A 778-nucleotide genomic window follows, 5' to 3' on the forward strand; every position below is an offset into this window, starting at 1 on the left:
CCGTCCCCTTCGTAACAGGGGACAGGGCTGGGGTGGAAGCTCAGAAGAATCCCAAGTTCTGAAGGCTTGACCATTTGCCATCGACACCGATGATCAGATGGTCCAGGAGTTCAATTTCGAAGAGCGCGGCCGCCTGCTTGAGTCGACCGGTCAGCGCAATGTCCTCCGGGCTTGGGTCACAGATGCCGCTCGGATGCGAGTGGGCAATGAGGAGGGCGCTGGCGTTCACGAGGAGTGCTGGCTGCAGCGCTTCGCGGGGCGTGAGGATGGCCCTGTCAAGTGTGCCCCGAGCCAGCAGGCGCCAGCCCAGGACGTGGCGTCTGGTGTTGAGGTACAACCCGCCGATGACCTCATGCGGTTCGGCGGCGAGGAGCGGTATCAGGAAACGCGCCGCGTCGGCCGGGTCCCGAACGGGCTGGACGCATACGCAGATCGGCTGATCGTCGGCATCGCGGGTCGGTCGATAGCTGAGGACGAGTTCGCGCAGGATCATGGAAATCCCCCTGTTGGCACTCCAGTTGCCTGCCTGAAGCGCTGACGGAAAGAAGGCACGCGCGTCTTGGGACGCGCGTGCGGATGAAACATCGGAGAGAGATCCACGGCAGTGGCATTGACCTGCCGCGGATGGTGCGCTACTCGTGGGAGGGATCGCTGCGCTCGTCGCTTGTGTGAGCGTCGAGGATGAGATCGCGGAGGCGAGTCTGTGCGGCGATGTCAGCGATAGGGCGCAGTAGCGCGAAGCTGCGCCGCTCGCCATTCACGCTGTACTGGCGAGCCT

Annotated in this window: 1 protein-coding gene; it reads right to left on the reverse strand. The window is 63.9% G+C overall.

What is annotated here, in order from left to right:
- Nucleotides 1-40: 40 nt before the first annotated feature.
- Nucleotides 41-757 (reverse strand): hypothetical protein, encoded by a 717-nt coding sequence (locus GEV06_28775; protein ID MPZ21838.1) that lies wholly within the window; start codon nucleotides 755-757, stop codon nucleotides 41-43.
- Nucleotides 758-778: the final 21 nt, after the last annotated feature.

Source organism: Luteitalea sp. (genome assembly GCA_009377605.1).
Taxonomy (GTDB): Bacteria; Acidobacteriota; Vicinamibacteria; order Vicinamibacterales; family Vicinamibacteraceae; genus WHTT01.

Bases quoted from the DNA above. Each gene is read 5' to 3' on its own strand.
- GEV06_28775 (MPZ21838.1), bottom strand. From the start codon at position 757: ATGGCGAGCGGCGCAGCTTCGCGCTACTGCGCCCTATCGCTGACATCG.